Annotated in this window: 21 protein-coding genes; 13 read left to right on the top strand and 8 right to left on the bottom strand. The window is 53.0% G+C overall.

All coding sequences use genetic code 11. The annotated features are described in order from the left end of the window. Nucleotides 1–9 precede the first annotated feature (9 nt). From AC2FI7_RS17975 to AC2FI7_RS17990, 4 genes are all read right to left on the bottom strand, one after another. Nucleotides 10–429: a hypothetical protein gene (locus tag AC2FI7_RS17975; RefSeq protein WP_010443422.1), complete on the bottom strand. Its 420-nt coding sequence runs from the start codon at nucleotides 427–429 to the stop codon at nucleotides 10–12. Further along, nucleotides 426–1,127, bottom strand: a complete 702-nt coding sequence (locus tag AC2FI7_RS17980) for a hypothetical protein (protein ID WP_010443423.1) — start codon at nucleotides 1,125–1,127, stop codon at nucleotides 426–428. The genes AC2FI7_RS17975 and AC2FI7_RS17980 overlap by 4 nt, the downstream gene beginning before the upstream one ends. Beyond that, nucleotides 1,097–2,623: a caspase family protein gene (locus tag AC2FI7_RS17985; RefSeq protein ID WP_496816429.1), complete on the bottom strand. Its 1,527-nt coding sequence runs from the start codon at nucleotides 2,621–2,623 to the stop codon at nucleotides 1,097–1,099. Before AC2FI7_RS17985 ends, AC2FI7_RS17980 begins: the two co-directional genes overlap by 31 nt. Before the next feature lie 372 nt (nucleotides 2,624–2,995). Then, nucleotides 2,996–4,561, bottom strand: a complete 1,566-nt coding sequence (locus AC2FI7_RS17990) for a sulfatase-like hydrolase/transferase (RefSeq protein WP_010443425.1) — start codon at nucleotides 4,559–4,561, stop codon at nucleotides 2,996–2,998. 216 nt (nucleotides 4,562–4,777) lie between these two features. Between AC2FI7_RS17990 and AC2FI7_RS17995 the strand changes: the two genes are divergently transcribed. The 13 genes from AC2FI7_RS17995 (at nucleotide 4,778) to AC2FI7_RS18055 (ending at nucleotide 19,428) form a co-directional block, all read left to right on the top strand. Continuing rightward, nucleotides 4,778–5,551 (top strand): DeoR/GlpR family DNA-binding transcription regulator, encoded by a 774-nt coding sequence (locus AC2FI7_RS17995; protein WP_010443426.1) that lies wholly within the window; start codon nucleotides 4,778–4,780, stop codon nucleotides 5,549–5,551. 18 nt (nucleotides 5,552–5,569) lie between these two features. Further along, complete coding sequence (locus AC2FI7_RS18000; protein ID WP_496816431.1) at nucleotides 5,570–6,358, top strand: inositol monophosphatase family protein; 789 nt, start codon at nucleotides 5,570–5,572, stop codon at nucleotides 6,356–6,358. A gap of 127 nt (nucleotides 6,359–6,485) precedes the next feature. Then, a complete protein-coding gene (locus AC2FI7_RS18005; protein ID WP_010443428.1) occupies nucleotides 6,486–7,247 on the top strand; it encodes an N-formylglutamate amidohydrolase in 762 nt (253 codons plus the stop codon). Then, nucleotides 7,232–8,593, top strand: coding sequence for a glutamine synthetase family protein (locus AC2FI7_RS18010; RefSeq protein ID WP_496816433.1), 1,362 nt, complete (start codon nucleotides 7,232–7,234; stop codon nucleotides 8,591–8,593). Before AC2FI7_RS18005 ends, AC2FI7_RS18010 begins: the two co-directional genes overlap by 16 nt. A gap of 89 nt (nucleotides 8,594–8,682) precedes the next feature. Beyond that, on the top strand, nucleotides 8,683–10,065 hold the full coding sequence (locus tag AC2FI7_RS18015) for an aldehyde dehydrogenase family protein (RefSeq protein ID WP_010443430.1): 1,383 nt from the start codon (nucleotides 8,683–8,685) through the stop codon (nucleotides 10,063–10,065). A 65-nt stretch (nucleotides 10,066–10,130) separates the two neighbouring features. Continuing rightward, entirely contained in the window at nucleotides 10,131–11,276 is a 1,146-nt protein-coding gene (locus AC2FI7_RS18020) for an iron-containing alcohol dehydrogenase (RefSeq protein ID WP_010443431.1), read from the top strand. Nucleotides 11,277–11,286: 10 nt separating this feature from the next. Beyond that, nucleotides 11,287–12,126: an EamA family transporter gene (locus AC2FI7_RS18025; RefSeq protein ID WP_010443432.1), complete on the top strand. Its 840-nt coding sequence runs from the start codon at nucleotides 11,287–11,289 to the stop codon at nucleotides 12,124–12,126. 176 nt (nucleotides 12,127–12,302) lie between these two features. Further along, nucleotides 12,303–13,148: a DeoR/GlpR family DNA-binding transcription regulator gene (locus AC2FI7_RS18030; RefSeq protein ID WP_010443433.1), complete on the top strand. Its 846-nt coding sequence runs from the start codon at nucleotides 12,303–12,305 to the stop codon at nucleotides 13,146–13,148. Between the two features lie 29 nt (nucleotides 13,149–13,177). Beyond that, nucleotides 13,178–15,217 carry an ABC transporter substrate-binding protein gene (locus AC2FI7_RS18035; RefSeq protein WP_496816436.1) on the top strand — a complete coding sequence of 680 codons (2,040 nt, stop codon included), beginning with the start codon at nucleotides 13,178–13,180 and terminating at the stop codon, nucleotides 15,215–15,217. A gap of 72 nt (nucleotides 15,218–15,289) precedes the next feature. Beyond that, a complete protein-coding gene (locus tag AC2FI7_RS18040) occupies nucleotides 15,290–16,294 on the top strand; it encodes an ABC transporter permease (protein ID WP_010443435.1) in 1,005 nt (334 codons plus the stop codon). A 5-nt stretch (nucleotides 16,295–16,299) separates the two neighbouring features. Beyond that, nucleotides 16,300–17,442 (top strand): ABC transporter permease, encoded by a 1,143-nt coding sequence (locus AC2FI7_RS18045; RefSeq protein WP_010443436.1) that lies wholly within the window; start codon nucleotides 16,300–16,302, stop codon nucleotides 17,440–17,442. After that, a complete protein-coding gene (locus tag AC2FI7_RS18050; protein WP_010443437.1) occupies nucleotides 17,439–18,425 on the top strand; it encodes an ABC transporter ATP-binding protein in 987 nt (328 codons plus the stop codon). The genes AC2FI7_RS18045 and AC2FI7_RS18050 overlap by 4 nt, the downstream gene beginning before the upstream one ends. A 4-nt stretch (nucleotides 18,426–18,429) precedes the next feature. Then, nucleotides 18,430–19,428, top strand: coding sequence for an ABC transporter ATP-binding protein (locus tag AC2FI7_RS18055; RefSeq protein WP_010443438.1), 999 nt, complete (start codon nucleotides 18,430–18,432; stop codon nucleotides 19,426–19,428). A 242-nt stretch (nucleotides 19,429–19,670) separates the two neighbouring features. Here AC2FI7_RS18055 and ggt read toward each other — a convergent pair whose 3' ends face one another. From ggt to AC2FI7_RS18075, 4 genes are all read right to left on the bottom strand, one after another. Continuing rightward, a complete protein-coding gene (gene ggt / locus AC2FI7_RS18060; protein WP_010443439.1) occupies nucleotides 19,671–21,488 on the bottom strand; it encodes a gamma-glutamyltransferase in 1,818 nt (605 codons plus the stop codon). 285 nt (nucleotides 21,489–21,773) lie between these two features. After that, nucleotides 21,774–22,931: an aminotransferase gene (locus AC2FI7_RS18065; RefSeq protein WP_496833542.1), complete on the bottom strand. Its 1,158-nt coding sequence runs from the start codon at nucleotides 22,929–22,931 to the stop codon at nucleotides 21,774–21,776. 305 nt (nucleotides 22,932–23,236) lie between these two features. Then, nucleotides 23,237–23,500 (bottom strand): aminotransferase class V-fold PLP-dependent enzyme, encoded by a 264-nt coding sequence (locus AC2FI7_RS18070; protein ID WP_083829043.1) that lies wholly within the window; start codon nucleotides 23,498–23,500, stop codon nucleotides 23,237–23,239. Beyond that, entirely contained in the window at nucleotides 23,478–26,270 is a 2,793-nt protein-coding gene (locus tag AC2FI7_RS18075) for a bifunctional aconitate hydratase 2/2-methylisocitrate dehydratase (RefSeq protein ID WP_496816439.1), read from the bottom strand. Before AC2FI7_RS18075 ends, AC2FI7_RS18070 begins: the two co-directional genes overlap by 23 nt. Nucleotides 26,271–26,417 lie beyond the last annotated feature (147 nt).

A 26,417-nucleotide genomic window follows, 5' to 3' on the forward strand; every position in this document is an offset into this window, starting at 1 on the left:
TGAGGCGGATCAACCCGACAGTTTGGCAAGATCGGCACTCAGGGCGCGGGCTTCAGCGATGCTCTTTTGTAATGCAGCCAGTTTAGCATCCGGGGTTGCACCGGTAGGCGCGTCATTCAGCACACGGTCGATGCGGGCAGCCGTTGCGGCGTCGTCCCCTCCGATTGCATCGCGCCGTTGAAGAATATTCAACTTCAACTGTGCCAATTCGGATTCAGAATTCCGGATTTGCGCGGCGAGGGCTTCGTTGCGCGCCTCTGCGGTGGCCACATCCCCCTCGGCAGCAGCGATGCGATCATCATAGGCTCCGGTTGTGATACCTGAGACTCCGGCAAAGAAACCGCCGTCCGCCGGATCGGTCGTGGTCTGACATCCGGCCAGCAATAGGCAGGGCAGGGCGGCGAAACGAGTTGCTGTGCCTTTCGTCATAGCGAAGATGCCAGATCGTTTGCGATCCCGCGCATTTGCGTGATCTGGTTCGATAGGGCGGCTAAATCTCCGTCAATCGGTGAGGCGGTCTGACCGCGTTTAATCGTCAGGTTCCGGGCCTCATTGAATTCAGCCTGACGTTTGGTCGCTCCGTCGATGGCAAGCTCCATCTGAGCAAGATTGCCATTAGCCTCGGCAAGTTCTTTTGTGACCTCCGCCTGATCGGCTGTGCCCGCTGCTACGCTGGCGTTCAGTGCATCAAGTTCGGCTCTTTGCGCCGCAAGAACCTGGTTCATAACGTTCAGCGTCGTTTGCATTTCACTGGCATTGCGATCCAAATCTTTTTTGATTTGCCTCAGACGTGCCTCGCGACCAGCATAGTTGCGCTGAACGAAGGCGACGTAGGTTCCGGCCAGGGCACCCGCCCCGAGGCCAACCGAAATACCTGTCCCAATATCGTCACTACCGCCAAGGCCGAATCCGATCGCGCCACCGGTGACACCACCTGCGATGGCACCTTGCAGGATTGTTTTCTGCATCGCCGCGGCTTGTTTCGCCAGATCGGCCTCAGCCTGCGTTGCTCCTGTGGGGCCAGTCGCAGGGGCCGAGGTCTGACTGCTATCCCCGCAAGCCGTGAGGGCAAGAGATACCGCAACAAGTGCAGCACCTATTCGGGAGGGATGAGATCGGTCAGCCATTGGTAACTTCCTTTTCTACTATCTTCTGCCTGCGAAACGTGCCGCAAAAAAAGAGCTGCGTCGTTTGTCATTCGCGCATCGGCGATGTTCAGATCCCGCGGTGCTGATGCTTTGCTTATTATTGACGCATCAATGCCAGGAGGGAAGAAGATGACAGCGCGATTTAGAACTTCTTCGTAGTAGCTTCGGCTTTGGTCCAGACGGCGCAAGATGATTCCGCGCGATCGATAGATATCATAAATGTCGTTGCGCGCCTGTTGCAAAATGGGCAAGGCGTTTGCGTCGGTACGGGCAATATCCTCGATTTGCCGCAATGCATCTTCGGCGATACCAAGCGTGCGTTCCAGGCTGCGCAAGGCCACAATATCGGTGCGTAGTCTTTGCAGCGTGGTGGTGGCCAGAAAAATCGACACTTGCGCCGCGTCTTGAAGCAGGCGGTCAGCCGAGGCAGTTTCGCGTTCTGGCAATTGGCTACGATAATTGTCCAATGCTGGACCCAGGTCGCGCGTCTGGGGGTCATTCAAATACCCCAGAGCTACCAATGCCGAGGCAATTTTGTTGGGATCGGCTTCGGTTAGCGAGGCGTTGATCGGCGCCAGTGAAGCTGCAGGTTCCGGTAGGGGAGCGGCTATCCTTTCGCGCGCAAATGAAGCAAACAATCCCTCCGGGTGGGCCTCTAGGTATCCCTCGAAATCCTGTGCATTCGAACTGGAAGCGATGCGCCGCCAATGTTCCAGATCAATGGTGTATTCGTCTTTGGGGGCACTGCCAGCCAGAACCGGCGCAAAGCTATACTCATCCAGAACGGATTCTTCGACCCAGGGAATTTGGCGTCCATCTGTCTCAAGAACGACCTGTTGGCGCACGCGACCCAACATCAGCCGCACGTCCAGATTGGGTGTCGCAATGTGATCGAGAAGACCTGAAGTGAAAACGCTGTTTTCTTCCAATCCATCATAGGCCACATTGCCGGGGTCAGTGGCATAAGCGATCAGCAAACCGGCTCCGCCACGAATTCTGACCAGCCCATTTTCGACCATCCCACTTTCAGTGAACGGGTTGTTGCGACAAGCGTCCAAGAGCAAGATCCCGATATCTGGTCCGGCCCTGGACATCACATCGCGCACCAAATCTAGGGTCATCGAGCTTTGCCTGAGCGCCGATAGATCGTTGCCTGCAAAATCTGTGCCAATCAGATGATTTTCTCCTCCGATCTGGACACCGTGTCCGGCGTAGAAGAAGACCGCCATCTCAGCACCCTTCGCCGCGACGCCGAATTGCTCTACTGCCCTTTGCATGGCTTCTGCGTTCTGATCCGTGGCTTGGGTGACGGAAAATCCAAGCTCCTCCAGTGCAGCGCTCAAGGCTGCGACGTCATTTGCCGGATTGCGCAATGACATTTCTGGGGCTTCATAGTTTGAATTGCCGATTAATAATGCCACACGCTCTTGGGCATATACCTGCGTCGCAAAAAACAAGACGTTCAAGAACGTCATTATGAGAAAAATGCTAGTTGGCTTGGCCGGATGGAGCGGGCTCATGCAGTTAGGTTAGCGCAATAGATTGAAAATTTACAATTGGAGTTTGTATGGTTTGGTTCGCCCGCAAGCTATTCTGATAGATCGGCTCCATTGAAACTTTTTTGACCGCAAAAATCGCTGGGATCAAAGACAGTACCGTCAAAGGGCAGAGTGAGCAGAAACCTTGGGGAAAGCTCTGCATTCATGTTGTTCCAGAATGATTTTTGTTGCGCCAGGTCTGAGCAAGATCAGCATTGAGGCTGCAATTCCTGTAAACGATGACTGATCTACTACAAGAATTCACGCCAGATTACTGACTCTACTACCATTTGAGCTCCACGCGTCAAATTAATATGCTTTCCCGCTTTTTCCCACTTGTGATGCCAGCTGCGAGGGATGGAGGGGGCCGTCCGAAGTGATCATCCAATTGGACAAGGTTTTGTCCATATGACGCATGCGATGCCGTAACATCTCCTGCGTCATTTGGGTGAGGACCTGCGAAAACTCAGGTCGTTCTGCGACGTTTTCCATTTCGCCTTTGCCTTTGTGGTCAAAAAGCAGGGGTGGTAGGTCGGCTCCGAACTGTACAAGCGTGAACCGATCGTCGCGCAGAATGCCAAGACAGCTGTCCGAGATGTCCGTGCCAAGCGTCTTCTGCCAAAGGGTTGGCGCGATTGGGTCCGCAAAATCGAGCTCAGAGAAAGAATATTTGCGCCAGTTCTCAGGTAGGTTCCCCTCAAGGAACGGCATCAAAGTCATGCCATTCATTGCGTCATGAGCTGGTTGCCCAACCCAATTGAGGATCGTTGGGACAATATCGATGCTCTCCGTTGGCTTCGAGATCTGTGCGCCTTCGGCACCGCCCGGCATCCTGACAATCAGGGGTGTATGGTATGCCGCGTCATATACCGACATCTTACCCCAACTATGATGGTCACCCAGCATCTCGCCATGATCGGCTGTGACTACCAACAATGTGTTGTCGTATTGGCCGCTGTCTTTCAGGAACTGCACGACACGACCGATGTGGTGATCAACTTCGGTTGCGAGGCCCAGATAGATAGACCGAAGGGTCGCGACGACCTCGTCAGTCGGCTCGAGTTCGGGGAAACCTTCGACAAATCCTGCGACAGTACTGTTTGCCCTGGTAGGTGCGAAGAACGGATGGAGCGCGTCTTCTGCTTGTGCTGAAGCATGGCGCGTTGGATTCGGCAGTTTGGCCGGATCATACATTTGGTTGTAAGGGGTTGGTGCGACCAGCGGCGGATGTGGTCGTAGATAAGTAAGATGGGCGAACCATCCTTTGTCCTGATCTGCATAAGCTGGCATGGTTTCCAGAAACCGGTCAGTCAGAAATGCCGTGTCACTGTCTTCTGCAGCATAGAGCGCAGGATCATTCAGTTTCGGAGCGTCCCCGGTTGGCGAGACGGGTTTAAAAACATCAAAATAGTCGTCGAAAACATATCCTTTGTTCTTAAGGTGTGATCGCCAGGGAAAAGACATCTCCATGCGCATCTCCACCATTTCCTGAAAACCTGGCAGGTGAAACTCGTAAGAACGCAGAGCCGGATCATTGGCGTCAAATACGCGCGGGTCCTGCGAGGTGTCGGTGTATCCAAAAAGCATAGGAAGGTAGCCTGCCTTGCGCATCTCTGATGCGATCGAAGGCGTGTCGTGGCGAAGAGGCGTGCCGTTTCGAACCGAGCGGTGGTTCATCGCATATTGCCCCGTCAGCAGCGATGCTCGCGAAGGCCCGCATGGATTTGTAACCGAGAAATGACGGGTGAAGGTGACGCTGTCTTTCATCAGCGCCCGCAAATGGGGTAGATCAACGTGGTTCGCCAGCGCACCAAACACACAATCAGCCCGCATCTGGTCGGTGATAATAAAAAGGACGTTTCTTTTGTCGTGCATCGTTTGACGCTCCAGATGAATTGACCGACGGCTCAGTTGATGTCAGGAATCTAGCTGTTGTGATTCTAACTTGCTTGTGCCGAGCAAAGAATGCGCTGCACGCCCTGCCAAAATCCACATTAAACATCAAAAATCAACATATGGACGCAAGAATTGTTGCGTTTGTAAAATATTGTGGGATAACGTGGAAGATGCGAGGGATATTGTGGAAAGCGGATGTCGCAGACACATCGAGAAATTGAGCTTCTTGAAGCGCTGAGGCGCCTGGGTGGCTCTGCGCGGAACACAGATCTGGCGAAAGCGCTCGACGTTTCCGAGGAAACAGTACGGAGAACAATCAAGTCCCTTTCCAAAACCGCAATGGTGGCCCGCGTGCGTGGTGGTGCTTATTTGGTGGGCACACAGAACGACCCCAGCTTTTTTCGGCGCATTACTCAGCGCCCGACAGAAAAGCGGCTGATTGCCAATGTCGTTAGTACGCTAGTATCTGACGGCATGACCCTTTTTCTTGATGTTGGATCGACCACTGCATTTGTCGCGGAAGAACTGCGACGGCATCAAAACCTGACAATCGCGACCAATTCGATTGGAGTGGCCCAGACACTGGTCAACGTGAATGGTAACCGGGTGCATATTCTTGGCGGAGAAATGCAGGCCAATGAGCGTGGTGCCTTTGGTCACGTAACCCATAGACAGGCCCAGCGACTGGTATATGACATGGCGATCCTCAGTGCGGATGCCGTTTCACCACGCCGAGGCTTTTTGTATCACAGCAATGCAGAGGCAGAGCTTGCGCAGATCGTGGCGGAATGTGCCGACCAGATTCTGATTGCATTCGACCACGGCAAACTCAGCGAATCTGCGCCCTTCGTAGGACCCGCCCCGCGCCAGATTAGTCATATTGTGACCGATAAAGCGCCTAGTAAGGCACTCGCGCAATCACTGGATGCCTGGGGTATCAAAGCAGTAATTGCAGATGGATCGTATTGAATGTTGAGCCCTTCAGAAATGGTTAGATCGACTACGGACGGGAAAACACATGCAGAGCATGCGACGCAGATTGCAGCTTTGGCCGCTGACGCAGCTCGGGGTTATTTTCGTGGCCGTCTGGGCGTTGAATTCAAAACCGATGAAAGCCCTGTGACTCAGGCAGATAAAGGCGTCGAAACCATCGTGCGTGCCTATCTGGCTGAGCACTTTCCAGAAGATGGAATATTTGGTGAGGAACAGGGTGCCGAGGGGTTGAATCGTGATCATGTCTGGATCATCGATCCGATTGACGGCACCCGTTCGTTTCTGTCAGGCCATCCTTTATTTGGCTTCTTGTTGGGTTTGCTTGTTAAGGGTGAACCTTTGCTTGGCGTGATTGGAATGCCCGCACTGAATGAATGTCTGCTTGGTATCAAAGGGCAAGGGGCCATGCTAAATGGCCAGTCGGTTTCAGTCAGTGGAACAGAGAGTTTGAGCCACGCAGTATTCTTCGTGAATGAAGGAGATAAGATTTACCGTGATCACCCTGATTTGTTCAGAGATTTGATGCATTCCGGTCAAACCCGAAGGTTTGCCTACGATTGCTATCCCCATGCCCTGGTTGCGATGGGGCACGTTGATGCGGTTATTGACTATGACCTACAACCTTACGATTTTCTTCCGGTTGCGGCTGTCATCGAAGCTGCCGGTGGTGTGATTACTGATTGGAATGGTAATCTGCTTAATCTGAATTCGGATGGTCGTGTGATATCAGCCGCGACGCCTGCATTGCATGCCGAGCTATTGGCCATGACCCTGGGACGCTAGATGGTAAATGGCAGATTTCTATTTGAATTTGTGCGCGCGGCGATGCTGATGGTTTTGTCGTTCATGTGGTGCGTCGTGGCACAAAGTTCAGCCTTGGTGCAAACCTCTACAGGGAGGTGGCAGGCGCATGATCGACCCGGTTGAGATATTGAATCCGAATGGCAAGGGTCGTGTCGTGTTGTTGTGCGAGCATGCAAGCTCCACAATACCCGAAGCCTATGACGAATTGGGCCTTGCCGATAAAGACAGGTTGAGCCACGCGGTTTGGGACCCTGGTGCGCGTGAGGTTACATTGGCCTTGAGTGCCGCGCTGGATGCGCCCGCCATACTATTGCGGGTTTCGCGGTTGGTTTACGACTGTAACCGTCCACCGGATGCGCCAAGTGCGATACCGGAAAGGTCCGAGCTGATTGAGGTTCCGGGAAATCAGAATCTGAACCAGTCACAGCGCGATGCAAGAATACAGTCTGTCTATGGACCATTCTGTGCGGCCGTGTCAGGCGTTTTGGAAGCCCGCAACAACGATCCGGTGGTTGTGACGATACACAGTTTTACGCCGATATATTACGGCGCAAAGCGTGCGGTCGAAATCGGGCTGTTGCATGATGAAGACAGTCGCCTGGCCGACGCGATGCTGGCGCGGAAAACTTTACTTTCGCATCGTCGGGTAGAACGGAATGAACCTTACGGACCCGGCGATGGGGTTACACATTCGCTCAGGTTGCACGCCCAGTCCCGTGGATTGGCGAATGTCATGATCGAAGTGCGCAATGATCTGATGCGCTCTCCGGAGGATGTGGCGGAGATCACGGAAGAGCTATTGACGCTTCTTCAACCTGCCATAAAGGAAATCGCTCATTTGGAGGAATTGTCATGGGCGGAACGATGACTTTTGAGGACCTTCAAGCGGAGGTCCAAGACGGCGCAATCGACACTGTTTTGGTCTGTTTTGCAGATATGCAGGGACGTTTGATGGGGAAACGTTTTCACGCGGCGCATTTTGTTGCGGGTGCTTATGAGGAAACGCACTGTTGCAATTACCTGCTGGCAACTGATCTGGAGATGGGAACGCCGGATGGCTACGCTTCGACTTCCTGGGAGCGGGGCTATGGCGACTATGTTATGAAGCCTGATTTGACCACGCTACGGCCGGTACCGTGGCTGGAAGGTACGGCACTCGTGCTGTGTGACATTCTTGATCACCACACACATGAGGAGGTCCCTCATTCTCCACGCGCGATGCTTAAATCGCAGGTAAAACGCCTGAATGCGCTTGGATATGATGCTAAGATGGCAACTGAGCTGGAGTTTTTTCTCTTCGAAAAGAACTTTGATGAAATCCGCAAAAGCGGGTTTCGGGATCTGGAGCCGATATCGGGTTACAACGAAGATTATCACATATTCCAAACCACAAAGGAAGAACACGTGATGCGCCCGATCCGCAATCATTTGTGGAATGCTGGGATTCCGGTGGAAAATTCGAAAGGTGAAGCAGAGACCGGTCAGGAAGAGCTGAATATCAAGTATGCCTCAGCATTGGACACGGCGGCTTATCACACAATCGCAAAACACGCCGTCAAAGAAATCGCGTGGCAGCAAGGCCATGCGGCGACATTTCTGCCGAAATGGCACCATGACAAGGTAGGCAGTTCGTCCCACGTTCATCAATCGCTTTGGAAAGAGGGTTCAAATGCGTTCTTTGATCCAAGCGACAGTTTGGGCATGTCTGAAGTAATGAAGGCCTATACCGCCGGTTTGTTGAAGTATGCGCCAGACTACACCTACTTCATGGCGCCCTACATCAATAGCTACAAACGGTTCATGAAGGGTACTTTTGCACCGACCCGCATCATTTGGTCGGTGGATAATCGTACTGCCGGATACCGACTTTGTGGCGATGGTACAAAAGCTATTCGTATTGAGTGCCGGATCCCTGGCTCCGATATGAACCCTTATCTTGCCATGGCAGGCATGCTTGCCGCAGGTATTGCAGGTATTGAACAGGGCCTAGAGCTTCAAGCTCCAACCAAAGGTGACGTATATCAGGGAGAATCCGGGATGATTCCGGGTAATCTTCGCGAAGCGCGTGACGCGTTACACGGATCTACGATGCTTCGCGCGGCTTTGGGCGACGAAGCCATCGACCACTATACGCACGCTGCTGAGGTGGAAATCGAAGAATTTGAACGTGTCGTGACTGACTACGAGATCGCGCGCGGATTTGAGCGGGCATAGCTCCGTATTGCCCTCGGAACGTCGCTCGTTGGGTTTATGGGACTTTCTTTGAATAGACAGGGTGGAATCCCTGCATCTGGAGAACTGGCATGGATCAGGTTTTGAAATGTATCTCACCGATTGACGGGTCGGTATTTGCAGAACGCGTGGCTCTGTCACGGGATGAGGCCTTTGCTGCGGCAGAGCGCGCCCGAGGCGCACAGGCAGTTTGGGCTTCGCGCCCGCTAGAAGAGCGGATCGATTTGGTTATGGCTGGGGTTGCCGCTGTCGGGGCGATGAATGATGAAATCGTTCCTGAAATCGCAAAAATGATGGGCCGCCCGGTGCGCTATGGTGGCGAGTTCGGTGGGTTCAATGAACGCGCTAGCCACATGGCATCTATTGCCTCGGAAAGCCTTGCTGATATCGAAGTGGGCGAGGATGCGACCTTCAAACGCTATATCAAGCGTGTTCCGCACGGTGTGGTTTTTGTTGTAGCCCCTTGGAATTATCCGTTCATGACTGCGATCAACACGGTGGCTCCGGCACTGATTGCGGGCAATGCGGTTTTGCTGAAACACGCAACTCAGACACTGATAGTCGGGGAACGTATGGCGCAAGCATTTCATTCTGCGGGCGTGCCAGAAGGCGTATTCCAGAATGTTTTCCTAACCCATGAGGTGACCAATGATCTGATCGCAGGCAATGCGTTTGATTATGTAAACTTCACAGGTTCCGTCGGTGGTGGAATTGCCATGGAGAGAGCTGCCGCAGGAACCTTTACCGGAGTCGGGACCGAGCTTGGAGGAAAAGATCCCGGCTATGTGATGGAGGATGCCGATCTGGACGCTGCGGTTGACACCCTGATCGATGGCGCGATGTTCAACTCTGGCCAATGCTGTTGCGGCATCGAACGTATCTATGTGCATGAAAGTCTCTATGATCAATTTGTTGAGAAGGCCGTCGAGATTGTAAAGGGATACAAGCTTGGCAATCCTTTAGATGCTGAGACGACGATCGGGCCAATGGCCAATTTGCGGTTTGCTGCGGAAGTCCGGGCGCAGATATCAGAGGCTCTCGCAGATGGAGCTGTCGCGCATATCGATCTGTTTGCCGAAGATGATGGTGGCGCGTATCTGACGCCGCAGATTTTGACAAACGTCAATCATGATATGCGTGTGATGCGTGACGAGAGTTTTGGCCCAGTTGTTGGCATCATGAAAGTGTCTTCAGACGATGAAGCTGTTGCTTTGATGAATGACAGCGAGTTTGGGCTGACAGCAAGTCTTTGGACGCAGGACGTCGACCGGGCAGCCCACATAGGTGATCGGATCGAGACTGGCACGGTGTTCTTGAACCGGGCAGATTATCTTGATCCCGGTCTTTGCTGGACGGGTTGTAAAAACACCGGACGTGGCGGCGGATTGTCGGTCATTGGTTATCACAACTTAACCCGACCAAAGAGCTATCACCTGAAAAAGGTGACTAAGTAATCTCTGTGGCAACGCAGACATCACATGTTGGGTGCATGCACCCTTTGAATTGAATAGGTGAGAGAATGAGCATCACGGGAAACTGGTCGTATCCGACCGCGATCAAATTTGGCGTTGGGCGCATTTCTGAGTTGGCGGGTGCCTGCAAGGATCTCGGAATAAACCGCCCGTTATTGGTGACGGATAAAGGATTGGCCAATTTGCCGATCACGGAACGCGCGCTCGATATCCTGGAAGCGGAGGGTCTTGGTCGCGGTTTGTTTTCTGATGTGGATCCGAACCCATCAGAGTTGAATCTGGCGGCGGGTGTGGACGCCTACAAAGAGGGTGGCCATGATGGGGTCATTGCATTTGGCGGCGGGTCCGGTCTCGATCTCGGTAAGATGGTGGCATTCCACGCCAATCAAACGCGTCCGATCTGGGATTTTGAAGATGTGGGCGATTGGTGGACACGTGCGGATGCCGATGTAATTGCGCCCATCATTGCGGTACCAACCACTGCGGGTACGGGTTCGGAAGTTGGCCGTGCGAGCATCATCACGAATTCACAAACTCACGTCAAAAAAATCATCTTCCACCCGAAAGTTTTACCCTCGGTTGTGATTTGTGATCCGGAATTGACCGTTGGCATGCCCAAGTTCATTACGGCTGGCACCGGTCTTGACGCCTTTGCTCATTGTGTTGAAGCGTACTCCTCGCCACATTACCATCCGATGAGTCAGGGTATTGCACTGGAAGGCATGCGCCTTGTCATCAACAATCTGCCGCGGGCCTATGCAGACGGTACGGACCTTGAGGCACGGGCCCATATGATGAGTGCAGCAGCCATGGGGGCCACGGCCTTTCAGAAGGGACTAGGTGCTATTCACGCCTTGAGTCACCCGATCGGCGCGATCTTTAACACTCACCACGGCACCACAAATGCTGTGTGCATGCCGGAGGTTCTCAAGTTCAATGCGGACGTCATTCGCGATCGCTTTAATCTGGCGGCTGGTTATCTGGGTATTGATGGGGGATTTGAGGGCTTTCAGAGCTTTGTGCAGGACTTCAATGACGGTTTTAATATTCCGCGAAAGTTGTCCGAGATGGGCGTAACTGTAGACAAGATGGATGCGCTTGTGGAAGGGGCAATCTCTGACCCGTCTTGTGGTGGCAATCCAGTGGAACTGACACGCGAAAATTTGCGCCACCTGTTTAATGCGCTGATTTAATACACGTCATTTGAGCACGGGCATCATCATAATTATCCTTGCGGCGGCAGTTTTGCATGCCGCTTGGAATACGATCGTTAAGGCAGCCGGTGACCGAACAGTGACGTTGGGGCTGGTCGCGCTTGGGCATGTTTTCCCGGGCCTGATCTTGGTGACCTATCTGCCTTTTCCAGCCATTGAAAGCTGGCCGTATTTGTTGGGATCAACGGTGATCCACTTCGGGTATTTTTATATGCTCGGTCAGGCATATAAACATGGCGATCTCAGCGTGGTTTACCCGATTGCGCGCGGCATCGTGCCTGCATTGGTTTCGCTTTGGGCAATGCTCTTTGTGGGTGAGGTGCTGCCCGCACAAGCGTGGTTGGGCATAGCGCTGATCGCGGGGGCTATTCAGCTATCCAGCTGGGCGGCGTTACGTCAGGGCGTTGGCCGCGCGGCATTGGGATTTGCCCTAGGAACCGGAGTGTGTATTTCAGCCTATTCGCTTGTCGATGGTGTCGGAGTGCGCCTGTCCGAAAATACGCTTGGGTACTGGGCTTGGCACTCTCTGTTGCATGTTTTCATAGCGGCTTTTGTTGGTATCAGGCGTGGCAGGGCGATGTTGACGTTACCTGCTAAGACATGGGTTATCGGGCTCACGGGTGGATTCGTTTCGATGACAGCCTACGGTCTTGTCCTCTATGCAAAAAACTTCGCGCCTCTTGGTGCCGTTTCGGCTTTGCGGGAAACGTCCGTGATATTTGCGGCTCTGATTGGGTATTTGCTGCTTGGTGAAGGTCACCCGGTCCGTCGAATCATGGCTGCAATCATTATGGCTGTCGGCGTGGCATTGATCGCTTTGGCGTCCTGAGCTGTCAGGAAGTAATACAACAATCATTTTGTGCCGTAATGACTCGCCCGTTGGGCAGTTGACGGCGTGACCGTTTATGTTTGAATTGGATATATATTTTTATGAAAAACCAAAATTGTCACAAAACTATTACTTTTTTTGTGGATTTATAAGTGGAATTATGGCGAAGTTAAAAAATGAACGATGATAGTGGAAACATACCACATCGAGGGCGGGAGCTTCTTGACGTGTTGGCACGGTTGGGCGGCTCTGCACGCAACACCCAAATCGCCCAAGTCATGGATGTGTCCGAAGAAACCGTTCGCCGTCTTGTCAAAGCGCTCGCACGCGAAAACATGGTCGAACGTGTTCACGGAGGGACGTATCTGTCGCGGGCGCAGGACACGCCAATGTTCTCTGGGGCGCTCGAACATAATGCGAAAGAGAAGACCCTTATTGCAAATCGGGTCAGCCAGATCATCGAAGACGGAATGGTGATATTCGTCTCGGTAGGCTCGACCATGACGCATGTTGCGGAACAGCTCCGCGATCATAAGGACCTTTTGGTAGTGAGCAATTCGCTGTCGGTTATCGCATCTTTGGCAGATCACAACGGTACGCGCGCCATTCTTGCCGGAGGCGAAGTCATCCGCTCAGAACGCGGAAGCTTTGGGCGTGCCGCCGAGCAACTGGCGTGTCAGTATAGCTATGACGCCATTATCTGTGGTGCCGATGCCTTGTCTCTGAAAGGCGGAGTGCTGACCTCGAATCTGCTGGAAGCCGAGCTGACACGCGCGCTTTTGGACAACACCGCACGTACGATTGTCGCAACGGACAACACAAAATTTGGAGCGCGAGCGGCCAATATCGCTTGTCGGTTTGATCAAGTGACCGATCTGGTCACAGATATTACCCCACCCGCCAACTTTGGTTCGGCGCTGCATGAGGCTGGGGTCAGGGTCCACGTCGCTTCTGAAAGGGGTGGAACCAGCAATGGCGCAAGTGCAGATGATGCCAATGCCGCCATAGATGAAGAAAACTAAGAAACAGAGCTATCTTTAGGGAGGTTATCATGAAGAAGCTTTTGATGTCCGGAGCCGCATTTGCGACTCTTGGAAGTGCTGCCTGGGCAAATTGTCCGACTGCGACGGTGGTAGATATGCAAGGCCTGACGGATGGGGCATATCCTCAGCAATTTGATCTGTCTGAATTCCAGTCCGCAGGAAATTGTACGCTTGGATTTTCGGAAAATCCATCTATCGCAGATCTCAACGGCATGATCCGAGGCAACGAAGCCCTACCAGCAGTAGCGGATCGGTTGCCAGCTGATCCACTGGTTATCGTGCCCTACGACAGTATTGGTCAGTATGGTGGCCAGCTGGACGCGCTGTCCAACGCTACGGAAAGCGGTACATCCGACTTCTTGTCTGTGCGCCACGTCAATCTGTTCCGTTATTCCGACGACTTGCAAACCTTGGTGCCCAATGTTGCGAAGTCCTGGGAATGGAATGACGCATTCACCGAGCTGACGGTTCATCTGCGTTCAGGTCACAAATGGTCGGATGGCGCGCCATTTACATCCGCAGATGTTGTCTTTTGGTATGATAACCTGATGATGGACACCAACGTTATAGCCGAAGCGAAGGACTACGCGCTGGCAGGTGGTGAACCGATGAAGGTTGAGGCGCTGGACGAAACTACCGTTCGTTTTGCGCTGGCAGCGCCGAAGCCGGGTCTGACAGAGACGTTCTCTTTCACGTATGTTCAGCCCTTCCAGCCAAAGCATTTCTTTGAACAGTTCCATCCGGCTCTGGATGCAAATGCGGACGCCAATGCACAAGCACTTGGATATGAGAACGGTTATGAGCTGATTAAAGCTTATTACGGTAATTCCGACTGGATGGACACGCCATCTCCGATGTTGACCGCGGGTGATAAACTGGCAGGTCTGCCCAAGGATGCGATGCCAACATTGGAAAGCCACATTCTGGTCAAGGAAAGCACAGAGGGGCGCCACTACGTTGCGAACCCATATTTCTTCCAGGTGGATACGGCAGGAAACCAGCTGCCCTATATCTCTGAGATGGATGAGACCTATGTTCCAGATGAAGAGGTGCGGAACCTTAAACTGTTGAACGGTGAGGTGGATTACAAGTCGCAGGGCGTAAACCTGACATCTGCTCCGGTTCTGTTGGAAGGTCAGGAAAGCGGGAACTACACTTTAGAAGTGAAGCCGGCAATTGGCTACCCGGTGCTGACGTTCAACGTTACTGCTGAGGATGAAGCTAAAAGAGCGATCTTCAATGACATTCGTTTTAGAACAGCGATGTCGGTTGCGATGGATCGCAATCAGCTAAATGAGGTAACCGCATTCGGTCTTGGTGAGCCAACACAGTATATTGGTTTTTCTCCACGTCCGGATTTCATCGACGAAAAGTGGTCGAACTACGAGATCAACTTTGATCAGGAACGTGCAAATGCTCTTCTGGATGAAGTTGGCCTTGTTGATCAGAACGGAGACGGTTTCCGCGATCTGCCAAACGGTGATCCGTTTGTGCTGGACTGGCAGTTCTCGACGCAATCCGCATCGGCTCAACTGGTGGAACTGATCGCACAGAATTGGAAAGATGTGGGCGTCAACACGGCAATCAAAGAGGTTACCTCGGATGAGTTTCGTGCCGCGCAATCGGCAAACACTCTGGACATGGGCATGTGGCTCAAAAGCCAGCCAGCCGGTTCGGTTCTTGGCGATGGTGAAATCTGGGTACCGCCGTTTGACGGGTATTTCGACGTGCGTACCGGTATGCTGTGGGCGGAATACATCAGTTCAAATGGGGAAAATGGTGTGGAACCACCAGCTTGGGTTGCTGATCTGAAAGCGGCATTGGACACCTACCAATCCAGTGCGCCCGGATCAGACGCCTCGGTCGCCGCTGCGCAGAAGATGGTCGAGATCATGACTGGGGAGATGCTGTTCATTGGTACAGTTAATGCTCCGGCCCCGATCTATCATTCGAACAACCTGCAGAACTTCACTGAATTCAAAACGCAGTCCTACGAGTTCTATAGAACCTATCCGTACCGCCCTGCCCAGTGGTGGCTGTCGGAGTGATAGGCGTTTCAATCTAAGACAACGGTTAGGGGCGTCAGCGCCCCTTTCCACATGCTAGCCAGGAACTAAGAAATGCTCCAATTCGCTCGCTTTGCCGCCACGCGCGCAGTGATGGCTGTGGTCACTCTCGTGTTGGTCTCGCTCATCGTTTTTACACTGATGGAGCTTGTGCCGGGTGATTGTGCTGAACGCTATCTCGCCTACAAAAACACGCAGGGCTCGGCCATTACGTTGGCTGATATCGAGGCTGAGAGGGTAAGGCTGGGGCTTGATCGTCCTTTTCTGGTACGTTGGGCTACTTGGTTAAGCGGCGCTTTCCGCGGTGATTTCGGGGATAGCTGCATTTTGCGCGTCAATATCGCGCAACTTCTAGGTGACAAGTTTTGGATCTCTTTGTGGATCTGCTTGGGCTCTTTGACACTGGCATATATGATCGCAATTCCGGTTGGCATTATCTCGGCGGCGTCAAGGAACGCTTTCCTCAACAATTCCCTGCGGCTCGTCAGCTATTTGGGTCTGGCAATGCCGAACTTTCTGCTGGCGTTGATGGTGATGTTGTTTTCCACCGTGTATTTTGGGGAAACACTGACCGGCCTGTTCAGTCCTGAATATCGTGAAGCGCCCTGGTCATGGGCCAAGTTTGTGGATCTTTTGAAGCATGCCTGGCTGCCGATTTTCATTCTGGGATGGTCGGCAACCGCATTTGCTCTGCAAACCGTTCGTGCACTGATGTCGGACGAGATCGGTAAGCTTTACGTGACCGCCGCCGCCGCGCGCGGGATATATGGCCGCCGACTCTTATGGCGCTATCCCGCACGCCATGCGCTGGGGCCGATCGTCAACTCGCTTGGATTCGACCTGAACCGTATCTTCAATGAACTGCCCATTGTGGCCCTGATCCTGACACTCACCGAAGCTGGATCTCTACTGCTTGAGGCGCTGGCACGGTCGAATGACCAGCAGTTGGCTGGTGCGATCATATTCTTGCTGACAGCTGCCATCGTCACGCTGAACTTCGCGACCGACATCCTGTTGGCTGTAATTGACCCGCGCGTGCGCAAGAGCATTCTGAGGTAACGCCCATGTCTGCAAAAACGTCCACGAAAATTGACGATCAGAAGGCAAAAGAAGCTTACTTTACGGCTTCACAGCGCCAACTGATCTGGGCCAGATTCAAAAAACAACGGGCGGCCATGATTGCCGCTACAGTGCTGGTTGTATTGATCCTTTCAGGTCTTTTTGCACCATTTCTGTCACCCTATGATCCGACAATAGCGGGGCGGGATAAGGATTATTTGAATGGGGCCCCTCAGATCCCGAAATTCTGCGACAAGAATGGCTGTTCCATACGTCCGTTCCTGCACACTGTGACACGCGAACGATCATTGGCGACAAATTTTCGTTGGGTTGAGAAGGTCAACGAGGATGAACGCCGCTATATGGAGTTCTTCGTAAAGGGAGATAGCTACAGGCTATTCGGGTTTATCCCTGGCAACATCCATTTGTTCGGTATGGAGCAAGGATACGTTCATCTATTCGGAACTGATAGTGCGGGCAAAGATATCTTCTCGCGTACGCTTCATGCTGTCTGGACGTCGCTTCAGGTGGGAACTCTGGGAGTAGTGATCTCATTCGTTCTTGCGCTGATGATCGGGGGGATTGCTGGCTACTACGGTGGCGCGATTGACAGCGTGATCCAGATGATTACCGACGCGGTCAGGACGGTGCCTTCGATCCCGCTCTTTATGGCTATTGCGGCCTTTATTCCGCCCGAGTGGTCAGCCGAGACCAGATTTTTCGTTATTACACTGATACTGGGATTGGTCGGGTGGCCGACGCTGGCGCGAAGGGTGCGAACTCATCTGCTGACCGAGCGTAATCAGGAATATGTTTTGGCGGCTCAACTTTGCGGAGCATCTGCAGGGCACGTTATTCGGCGACATCTCCTGCCCAGCTTTACCAGCTATATCATCGTCGATCTGGTGATCTCGTTTCCGTATGTTGTTCTGTCGGAGACGGCTCTCAGTTTTATTGGGCTAGGGCTTAAGGATCCGGTCAATTCATTGGGAGTAATGCTCCAGAACGTGACCAAGGCGGACGTTTTATTGAACTACCATTGGTATTTTATTCCGGTCTTTTTCTTCATCGCTCTTGTCATGGCTTTCGTCTTCGTTGGTGATGGATTGCGTGATGCCGCTGATCCATATTCGGAGACCCGCAAATGAGCCTGATCGACGTCGAAAATCTTACGCTGCAATTTAAGACCGACGAAGGTTTGATCACTGCGGTAGATGATGTGTCTTTCTCGCTGGCGCCCGGCGAAGTCATGGGCCTTGTAGGGGAAAGTGGTTCTGGAAAGTCCGTGACTGCGAAATCTCTGATGAAGCTTAATCCGGGAAATGCGGTCTATTCTCCGGAAAGTCGGATTACCTTGCATCTTGATAGCGGCCCAGTGGATGTCATGAGCCTGAAACGCCCCCGCGATATGGAAATTGTACGGGGTGGGTCGATCTCGATGATCTTTCAGGAACCCATGGCCAGTTTTGCGCCGGCGATGACAGTCGGCAGCCAGATGGTTGAGCAGTTGTTGATCCACACTGACTTGTCCAAGAAACAGGCTAAAGAGCTATCAATTGAAATGCTGGACCGGGTCGGTATCTCTGACGCATCCACTCGGTTTGGGCAATATGCGTTTGAGATGTCCGGCGGTATGCGGCAACGGGCGATGATAGCCATGGCCCTATCGACCAAACCCAAGCTGCTGATTGCGGATGAGCCCACGACGGCCTTGGATGTAACCATTCAGGCGCAAGTAATAGATCTGATGAAAGACCTCGTGGCTGAGTTCGGCATGGGGATTATCTTTATCACTCATGATCTTGGCGTCGTCGCACAAACCGCAGACAAAGTGGCGGTGATGTATCTGGGCAAGATGATTGAGCAGGGACCGGTGCGCGAAGTTATTCGGAACCCATATCACCCCTATACCAAAGGTCTGATCGATGCCCTGCCGCAGTTGGATGACCTGGAGAAACCGCTCATGCCGATCCCAGGAGATATTCCGTCACCTCTGGAACGGCCTGCGGGATGTGTCTTTCACACCCGTTGCGGCAAGGTGATAGGCGACATTTGTCGCACTGTTGTGCCGCAATGGTCTGATACGGGCGAAAATCACCGCACCGCGTGTCACTTGTGCGCTGAAGGATAAGTGAATGAGTTCTGAATACCTAATCCAAACACGCGATCTTTCGGTTGGTTTCCCGGTGGGTGGCCAACTCTTCAATAGGCGGGTCCTGAAAGCGGTTAATCATGTAACTCTCGCCATCCCAAAGGGGTCGTTCTTTGGGGTGGTCGGTGAAAGCGGGTCTGGAAAAACGACATTTGGTCGTGCCCTGTTGAACGCGGTACCGATCACAGGCGGTTCAGCACATTATGATGATGGCGAAGTAAACTATGACCTTGGAGATCTGGCCGGAGCAGATCTTAAAGAATACCGGCGAAGGGCACAGTTGATTTTTCAGGATCCCTACGCAGCGTTGTCGCCACGCATGACGGTGCGCGACATTATCGCTGAACCTCTTGAAGTTATGGGGCTCTGTAAGTCGCGTGATGAGGTGGACGAGCGGGTTCGCGAAGTGGCCGCGATGTGTCGGCTCAATATCGAACACCTGCGCCGTTTCCCACATGCGTTTTCCGGGGGTCAGCGTCAGCGTATTTCGATCGCTCGCGCACTGGTGTCCAGACCTCGGTTTGTTATTGCAGATGAAAGTGTCGCAGCTTTGGACGTGTCGATTCAGGCCGATATTTTGAATTTGCTTAAGTCGTTGCAAGATGAAATGGGCCTGACTTACCTGTTTATCAGCCACGACCTGTCCGTGGTCGCACATACCTGCGATCATGTGGCAGTAATGTATCTTGGTCAGATTATGGAAAGTGCCCCGACGCGGCAGTTGTTCGAGGCACCTCGGCATCCCTATACGAAGGCGTTGTTTTCGGCGATCCCTTCTCTGGACCCCGATGATAAAGGAAAAGTGCAGCGGTTGGAGGGTGAGATCCCATCGCCGACAAACCGCCCAACAGGATGTCAGTTCCACACACGATGCCCCTCTGCGACAGACCTGTGTAGACAGAAAGAGCCTGAGATGGAGATATGCGAAGCCGGCCATTCCGTTTCCTGTCACCGCTGGCAGGAACTTCAGACCGCAGTCTAAGTTAAGTTGGATTGCGTCCCGTTCTCCGTTGTGTACCGCAATATAATCGTCTGTGGGAAGTGATCGAATTTCATCAGGACGAATGTTGCGCTGATAAGGGAGGCGACCCAAACCGACCGGTTTTTAAGGCGCCGCCTACCGATTGAGTGCCGCCGCAGGGATGTGTTTTTGACAGTCGATAGTCCGATTTGATAAGGCGGCTGTTGATCAGCCGCCTTTCCGTCTCTGCATTATAGGTGCGATTACTCGCCCAATGCGATGCCCTCGCGACGCGGATCTGCGCCGCCCTCCAATCCGGTAGGACTGATTTTGATCATATGCAATCCACTGGTCAGTGCGCGGCTGTTGGTTTCAAATCCCATTTCTTCCAGCGCCGGAGCCAGGGCTTCGGCATCCGTCCCTTCTTCGAGATCATATGTGCCAAACCGATTGATCAGATGAGGAGCGGCTGCGGCGCTTTGGACATCCATGTCCCAGTCCAATACGGAAATAATAGCCTGTGCCACATAACCGATGATCCGTGACCCGCCCGGTGATCCAACCGCTAGAACCGGCTCTCCGTCCTGCATTACAATCGTCGGTGCCATTGATGATCTTGGTCGTTTTCCCGGTGCAACTGCATTTGCAATCGGGACACCATCACTATGTGTGGCAAACGAGAAATCGGTCAATTCGTTGTTCAGCAGAAAGCCGCCCTTGGTCATTAAATGTGAACCAAAACCTGTTTCGATGGTCGTGGTCATCGACAACACATTTCCATAGCGATCTACGATTGAAATATGAGATGTGGAGGGCATCGACATATCGATATTGTCGGCCCAAAGCAGCACGTGGTCGAACTCGGGTTGTCCATGTGAGACGGTATCCAGCGCCGCTGGGCCTTCTAGTAACGATGCACGGTCTTTCAGGTAGGTTTCGTCCAGCAGGCCGCCAACCGGAACTGGAACAAAATCGCTGTCTGCGATATACCGCCCACGATCAGCAAAAGCGAGCCGCGAGGAATCCCCGATCAGACGCCATGCCTCTGGGCTTTCGGGGCCCATCGCGGCAATATCATAAGGTTGCAAATGGCCAAGGATTTGCCCGACACTTAGGCCCCCCGATGATGGCGGTCCCATACCGCAGACCTCAAAGCTCCGATATGTCGCGCAGACCGCAGGTCTTTCCACCACACGGTAGTTGGTCATATCCAGCATGCTAAGAACCCCTGGGTTGCGTACGGCCCCACGCACTGTTGCCACAATATCCTCGGCAATTTCACCCGTATAAAATGCATCGGCCCCTTCGACCGCAAAACTACGTAGAGTTTGCCCGTAGGCCTGGTTCTGCAGATGATCGCCAACCTGTAGTCCTGCGCCATCGGGCATGAAATATGCGGCTGTTGACGGCACTTGACTGAGTCGCTCAGCATCCCACTCGATCATACCTGCAAGGCGGGGTGTAACTGTGAACCCGTTTTCGGCCAAGTCTATTGCATCCTCAAACAAAGAGGGCCAGTTTGCGCTGCCCCAGCGGCGATGCGCGTCTTCCATAAGGGCAGGGGTGCCTGGCACGCCGACCGAGATGCCACCGATGGCCGCGTCATAGAACCCCCGTTTTTCGCCCTCAGCGTCCTGAAACAGACGTGGATTCACTTCAATTGGAGCTGTTTCGCGGCCATCCAATGTGGTCAGTTCACCAGTTTCGGCATCAAACCAGACAAGAAATGCACCACCGCCCAGCCCCGAAGACTGAGGTTCTACCAATCCAAGTACAGATTGTACGGCGACCATGGCGTCCGCTGCAGTTCCGCCTTTTGACAAAACACGAGCGCCAGCTTCCACAGCCAACGGGTTCGCTGCCGAGACCATCCAGTCTGAAGCGACAACGGGCTGCCCGGCATCGCGCTTTACCAAGGCGGCTTCAGCGCGCTCTGACAGTTTGTCCAGTGCACCGGTGGTGGCTGCTTCGGGTGCGACCGCGTCTGTGGTCTGTTGGGCGAAGGCAGTACTGTTCAATAGCGCACTCAGAATTACAGCAGAGGCTGCTAGACCGCGCTTTTGTTTTGGGGTGTCATTCATCGTTGGGTTCCTCCAAGAACGCATTAAAGCAAACAGTTGGGCAAAAAAAATTGCGAACCAAGTAAGAAATACGATCACCGTAATGATACTGATCCAAAAGACAACGCAACAAATTCAATGTGGCGACTACATACGGGCCCGGGGCAATTCGAAAAACGTACGGGGCTTTGAACGAGGCCTTCTGCACGGTTCTTTAAAGAACCGTCTGTTTAACTTATAAAAATGCAGACAGAAAACGTGGGTGGTTCTGCATTGCATTCCAGAGTTTTTCTTGGATTGGCCCGTTCAAGTGATGGTTTCTGTGGCGAAGGGAACGCCTCTCTCTTCGAGCCGCTTCAGATAGCCGCTGACCTTTTCAAGACCGGTTTTAAGAATTTCAGGGTTGTTGGCGTAACCGATACGTAACCAACCCTCCATATGCAGAACTGAGCCAGGTGTGAACATCACCCCAGTTTCTTCCAGCAGTGAGACACAGAATTCGCGAGACGACATATCGAAATCGTATTTAAGCAACGCGGTGGTGCCCGCCTGTGGCTTGACATAAGAAATCCTGGGTTCATTCGATACCCAATCATCAAGGATTTGTAGGTTTCCGCGGGTAATACGGTGGCTGCGCTCCAGAATGCGGGATTTGTTTTCCAGCGCGAGGGCGGCGAAATAATCGTCAAGCATTCCAACGCTGATCGTGTTGTAATCGCGATGGATGGAGACCGCCTCCAGCACCTCCGTTGCCGCTGCGATCCAACCCAGTCTCAATCCTGCCAGCGAAAAGGTCTTGGACATACCGGCCACGCTGATACCTCGTTCATAGAGGTCCGCTATCGCGGGGCAGAATCCGTCGCCGGTTTGGCTGGTGCCACGATACACCTCGTCACACAGCACATAGGTCTGACTGCGCCGGGCAATCTCAATGAACTGCTCCAGGTAGCCTGCATCCATCAATGCGCCGGTCGGATTGTTGGGGTTATTGATTGCGATCAACTTTGTGTCTGGTCGGATCAAATTGGCGAATTCATCGAGATCGGGCAAAAAGCCGATTTTTGGCCGCAGGTGAAGGATATCAACTGTGGCGCCATAACTCTCGGGGATCGAATAATGCTGTTGATAGGTTGGCCGGACCGAGATCACGTGGTCGCCCGGTTCGACCAGCGTTTCATGGACCAGCGCATTAGCCCCGATTGCCCCGTGTGTGACGACAATATTTTGGCGCTCTTGCCGTTCATAAAGCGTCGCAATCGCATCACGCAATCGGTCAGACCCTTCGATCGCGCCATAGGTCAGCTTCATTGGTTTGAGATCGTCAAGAACGTCGGAGTTTTTGCCGGACAATTCCAAAAGCTGCTCGATTGTCAGAGATGCAACACAGGTTTCGGCCAGATTGAACTCGCAATGGTTCTCGAATTCATTCATCCAGATCTCAACGCCAAAAGGCTTGATTTTCATCTCATCTCTCCTTGTTGCTCAGTCCTTGCGCCTGAGGAAGCTTTCAGATGCCACAAACCATGGCGATGCCCTCAAGGCCCAAGCCGACTGAACGGAAATATACTGACCTGGTGTAGTCAGGTAACCGAGCCTTGCCGCAGGGCAGTGAACCCAGATCGCCACTGTTCTGATCCGACGATCATCCATGGTCAACCCTTGCGATTCTTATCTCCGCCGCTGCCTCCAGTGGCTCAACCGATTTCCTCAAAATAACGTACAGTCGCCGACAGGCCCACCAGCACCTCGTATCGAGGGGCGCCCATCGCTTATCGGTTCGGGTTTGCATCCGACACGCACCGCCCCTTGTAGGGGAAGAGCGAAGTCAACAACGCCAGACGTCCCCAGACAATACCCAAATGCGGTCTGAAAAACTTATACGAGGAGAAGGCCAGAAAATCATAGCCCAGTTCTTTAACGTCGACCAAGTGATGCGGCGCAAATTGCACCGCATCTACAAAGACTAACGCCCCTGCATCTTCCACCGTCTTCCCGATGTTGATTGCCGATCTAGAAATGTACGGACAGACCAGCCAAGGGCTTCTGGATTGGAGGTGCGAACTTGGTCAGATCGATGCCTTCAACCGCTGTTTTGTATTCATCCAGCGTTGGTGTACGTCCCAAAATTGCCGATAGGACAACAACAGGAGTCGAGCCCAACAAGGATTCACCCTTTTTGGTTTCGGAATCCGCAACCACCCGGCCTTGGAACAGGCGTGTCGATGTGGCTAGAACCGTATCCCCTTTGGCTGCTTTTTCCTGGTTGCCCATGCAAAGGTTGCAGCCCGGACGTTCAAGATAAAGGATGTTTTCGTATTCGGTACGGGCCTGGACCTTAGGCGCAGCATCGTCAAACTCAAATCCGCAATACTTCTGCAGAATTTCCCAGTCGCCCTCTTCCTTCAATTCATCAACAATATTGTAAGTCGGAGCGGCCACGACGAGCGGAGCCTTAAATGTGACATCGCCCTGATCAGCCTCGAGATTGCGCAACATCTGAGCGACGATCTTGATATCACCCTTGTGCACCATGCATGATCCAACAAACCCAAGGTCCACTTTCTTTTCTGCGCGATAGAATGAAATCGGGCGGATGGTGTCGTGGGTATAACGCTTTGAGACATCCGCATTGTTGACGTCTGGGTCCGCGATCATTGGTTCAACGATTTCATCCAGATCGACAATGACCTCGGCAGCGTATTTGGCATTTTCATCGGGTGTCAACGCGGGTTTCTCGCCCGACCTGATCTGCTCGATGCGCTTGTCCGCGATCTCGATCAAGCTGTTGAGCATCCGGGCATCGTTCTCCATGCCCTTTTCGATCATGATCTTGATGCGCGATTTGGCAATCTCCAGTGACTCGATCAGGGTCTCGTCGTTGGATATGCAGATTGAAGCTTTGGCTTTCATTTCCGCAGTCCAGTCGGTGAAGGTAAAGGCCTGGTCCGCCAACAGCGTTCCAATATGCACTTCGATGATCCGACCCTGGAATACGTTATCACCGTGTTGTGCCAGCATCTGCGCCTGTGTCGCATGAACCACGTCGCGAAAGTCCATGTGATCAGCCATCTTGCCCTTAAAGGTCACTTTTACGGATTCAGGGATTGGCATGGTGGCTTCACCTGTCGCCAGAGCTAGAGCCACGGTGCCAGAGTCCGCGCCAAAAGCGACACCTTTGGACATCCGGGTATGACTGTCACCACCAATGATGATTGCCCAATCGTCAACAGTAATGTCGTTGAGAACCTTGTGGATAACGTCTGTCATCGCGTGATAGACGCCCTTTGGATCACGACCGGTAATCAAGCCAAATTTGTGCATGAAAGCCATCAATTTGGGCGTATTGGCCTGCGCTTTGGCATCCCAGACAGAAGCCGTGTGACATCCCGACTGATAGGCCCCGTCGACCGAAGGAGAAAGGACCGTAGCGGCCATGGCCTCAAGCTCTTGTGCCGTCATTGGTCCGGTTGTGTCCTGACTGCCAACGATGTTGACGCGCACCCGCACGTCAGACCCTGCGTGCAGCACCTTGTCGGACGCTACACCCAGTGCGTTTGCGTTAAAGATCTTCTCGACCGCGGTCAGACCTTGATCTTCGACGCTGATTTCCTTTGAAGACGCAAAGACCTGCGGTGCTTCGATCCCCAGAGTTTCAGCGGCGAATGTCTGCAGTTTTTTGCCGAACACGATGGCATAAGACCCACCAGCCTTCATGAACTCCATCTTTTGCGGTGTGAATGATCCGGCCATATCGACCAGTTCATCGCTGCCATCTTCGCTAAATAGTTTCTTTTGCTTTGTGTCGATTGTCAGAACGGTTCCGGTCGCAACCGAGTATTTCTGTTCGAGCACCGGGTTGCCGTCATTGTTCGGGATCGGCTTGCCGTCTTCATCCGTCTTTCTGACCCAGTTCTTAAGGTCCACACCGATCCCACCGGTCACGCCTACCGTGGTCAGGAAAATGGGAGAGATGCCATTCGTTCCCGCCACGACGGGTGCGACGTTGACAAACGGAACATACGGGCTAGCCTGCTTGCCGGTCCAAAGGGCCACGTTGTTAACCCCAGACATGCGCGATGATCCGACGCCCATCGTGCCTTTTTCAGCGACCAGCATGACACGTGCATCTGGATGCTTAAGTTTCAGTGCCTCAATTTCTTTTTGAGCGTCTTCCGAAATCAGACACTTGCCGTGCAGCTCACGATCAGCGCGGGAATGTGCCTGATTGCCTGGGCTTAGGAGGTCGGTTGAGATATCGCCCTCTGCAGCCACATAGGTGACAACTTTGATTTCTTCGTCGACCTCAGGAAGCTTGGTAAAGAACTCTGCCTTGGCGTAGCTGTCCAGAAGGTCTGAAGCTATGGCATTGCCTGCCTCATAGGCCGACTTGATGCGATCTGTATCGGCCTCGTAAAGAAAGACCTGAGTCTTGAGCACCTCAGCCGCATCGCGCGCTGTCGCTTCGTCGGTGCCCAGTGCAAGGTCAAGCAACACTTCGACCGACGGGCCGCCTTTCATGTGGCTCAATAGCTCATAGGCGAAAGCTGCCTTGATTTCCTCGACCTCAACAGTGCCCAGAATGATCTCTTTTAAAAATTGCGCTTTTTCACCCGCGGCGCTCGTGGTGCCGGGCAGGGTGTTATAGATAAAGTGGTGCAGGCATTCATCGCGGTGCGCACTGCCGGAGTCTCTGATATGGTCAATAACTTCGCGGGTCAGTGCACCGTCATCGATGGGCTTGGGGCTGAGACCCTGTTGCTTGCGGTCTTCAATCTCGGTCAAGTAGTCGTTGTAGAGGCTCATGTTATTTTTCCGCATCTCTGGCATGCTATGGGGCGATATTCGTGGCGGCATAATTGTCGCTGGATCAGTATAGTATACTTTCGTATACATTAGATTGACGGAGTTCAAGCGCCGGATTGCCGCATATTATATGAAAATCCTTTAGGC

The sequence above is a fragment of the Ruegeria sp. YTSA064 genome, assembly GCF_059610325.1.

Excerpts from the sequence above, each read along its gene's own strand:
- AC2FI7_RS18065 (WP_496833542.1), bottom strand. The coding sequence starts at position 22,931 with ATGAAAATCAAGCCTTTTGGCGTTGAGATCTGGATGAATGAATTCGAG.
- AC2FI7_RS18055 (WP_010443438.1), top strand. The coding sequence starts at position 18,430 with ATGAGTTCTGAATACCTAATCCAAACACGCGATCTTTCGGTTGGTTTC.
- AC2FI7_RS18040 (WP_010443435.1), top strand. The coding sequence starts at position 15,290 with ATGCTCCAATTCGCTCGCTTTGCCGCCACGCGCGCAGTGATGGCTGTG.
- AC2FI7_RS17975 (WP_010443422.1), bottom strand. The coding sequence starts at position 429 with ATGACGAAAGGCACAGCAACTCGTTTCGCCGCCCTGCCCTGCCTATTG.
- AC2FI7_RS18020 (WP_010443431.1), top strand. The coding sequence starts at position 10,131 with ATGAGCATCACGGGAAACTGGTCGTATCCGACCGCGATCAAATTTGGC.
- ggt (WP_010443439.1), bottom strand. The coding sequence starts at position 21,488 with ATGAATGACACCCCAAAACAAAAGCGCGGTCTAGCAGCCTCTGCTGTA.
- AC2FI7_RS18005 (WP_010443428.1), top strand. The coding sequence starts at position 6,486 with ATGATCGACCCGGTTGAGATATTGAATCCGAATGGCAAGGGTCGTGTC.
- AC2FI7_RS17990 (WP_010443425.1), bottom strand. The coding sequence starts at position 4,561 with ATGCACGACAAAAGAAACGTCCTTTTTATTATCACCGACCAGATGCGG.
- AC2FI7_RS18045 (WP_010443436.1), top strand. The coding sequence starts at position 16,300 with ATGTCTGCAAAAACGTCCACGAAAATTGACGATCAGAAGGCAAAAGAA.
- AC2FI7_RS17980 (WP_010443423.1), bottom strand. The coding sequence starts at position 1,127 with ATGGCTGACCGATCTCATCCCTCCCGAATAGGTGCTGCACTTGTTGCG.
- AC2FI7_RS18035 (WP_496816436.1), top strand. The coding sequence starts at position 13,178 with ATGAAGAAGCTTTTGATGTCCGGAGCCGCATTTGCGACTCTTGGAAGT.
- AC2FI7_RS18000 (WP_496816431.1), top strand. The coding sequence starts at position 5,570 with ATGGTTAGATCGACTACGGACGGGAAAACACATGCAGAGCATGCGACG.
- AC2FI7_RS17985 (WP_496816429.1), bottom strand. The coding sequence starts at position 2,623 with ATGACGTTCTTGAACGTCTTGTTTTTTGCGACGCAGGTATATGCCCAA.
- AC2FI7_RS18050 (WP_010443437.1), top strand. The coding sequence starts at position 17,439 with ATGAGCCTGATCGACGTCGAAAATCTTACGCTGCAATTTAAGACCGAC.
- AC2FI7_RS18010 (WP_496816433.1), top strand. The coding sequence starts at position 7,232 with ATGGGCGGAACGATGACTTTTGAGGACCTTCAAGCGGAGGTCCAAGAC.
- AC2FI7_RS18015 (WP_010443430.1), top strand. The coding sequence starts at position 8,683 with ATGGATCAGGTTTTGAAATGTATCTCACCGATTGACGGGTCGGTATTT.
- AC2FI7_RS17995 (WP_010443426.1), top strand. The coding sequence starts at position 4,778 with ATGTCGCAGACACATCGAGAAATTGAGCTTCTTGAAGCGCTGAGGCGC.
- AC2FI7_RS18030 (WP_010443433.1), top strand. The coding sequence starts at position 12,303 with ATGAACGATGATAGTGGAAACATACCACATCGAGGGCGGGAGCTTCTT.
- AC2FI7_RS18075 (WP_496816439.1), bottom strand. The coding sequence starts at position 26,270 with ATGAGCCTCTACAACGACTACTTGACCGAGATTGAAGACCGCAAGCAA.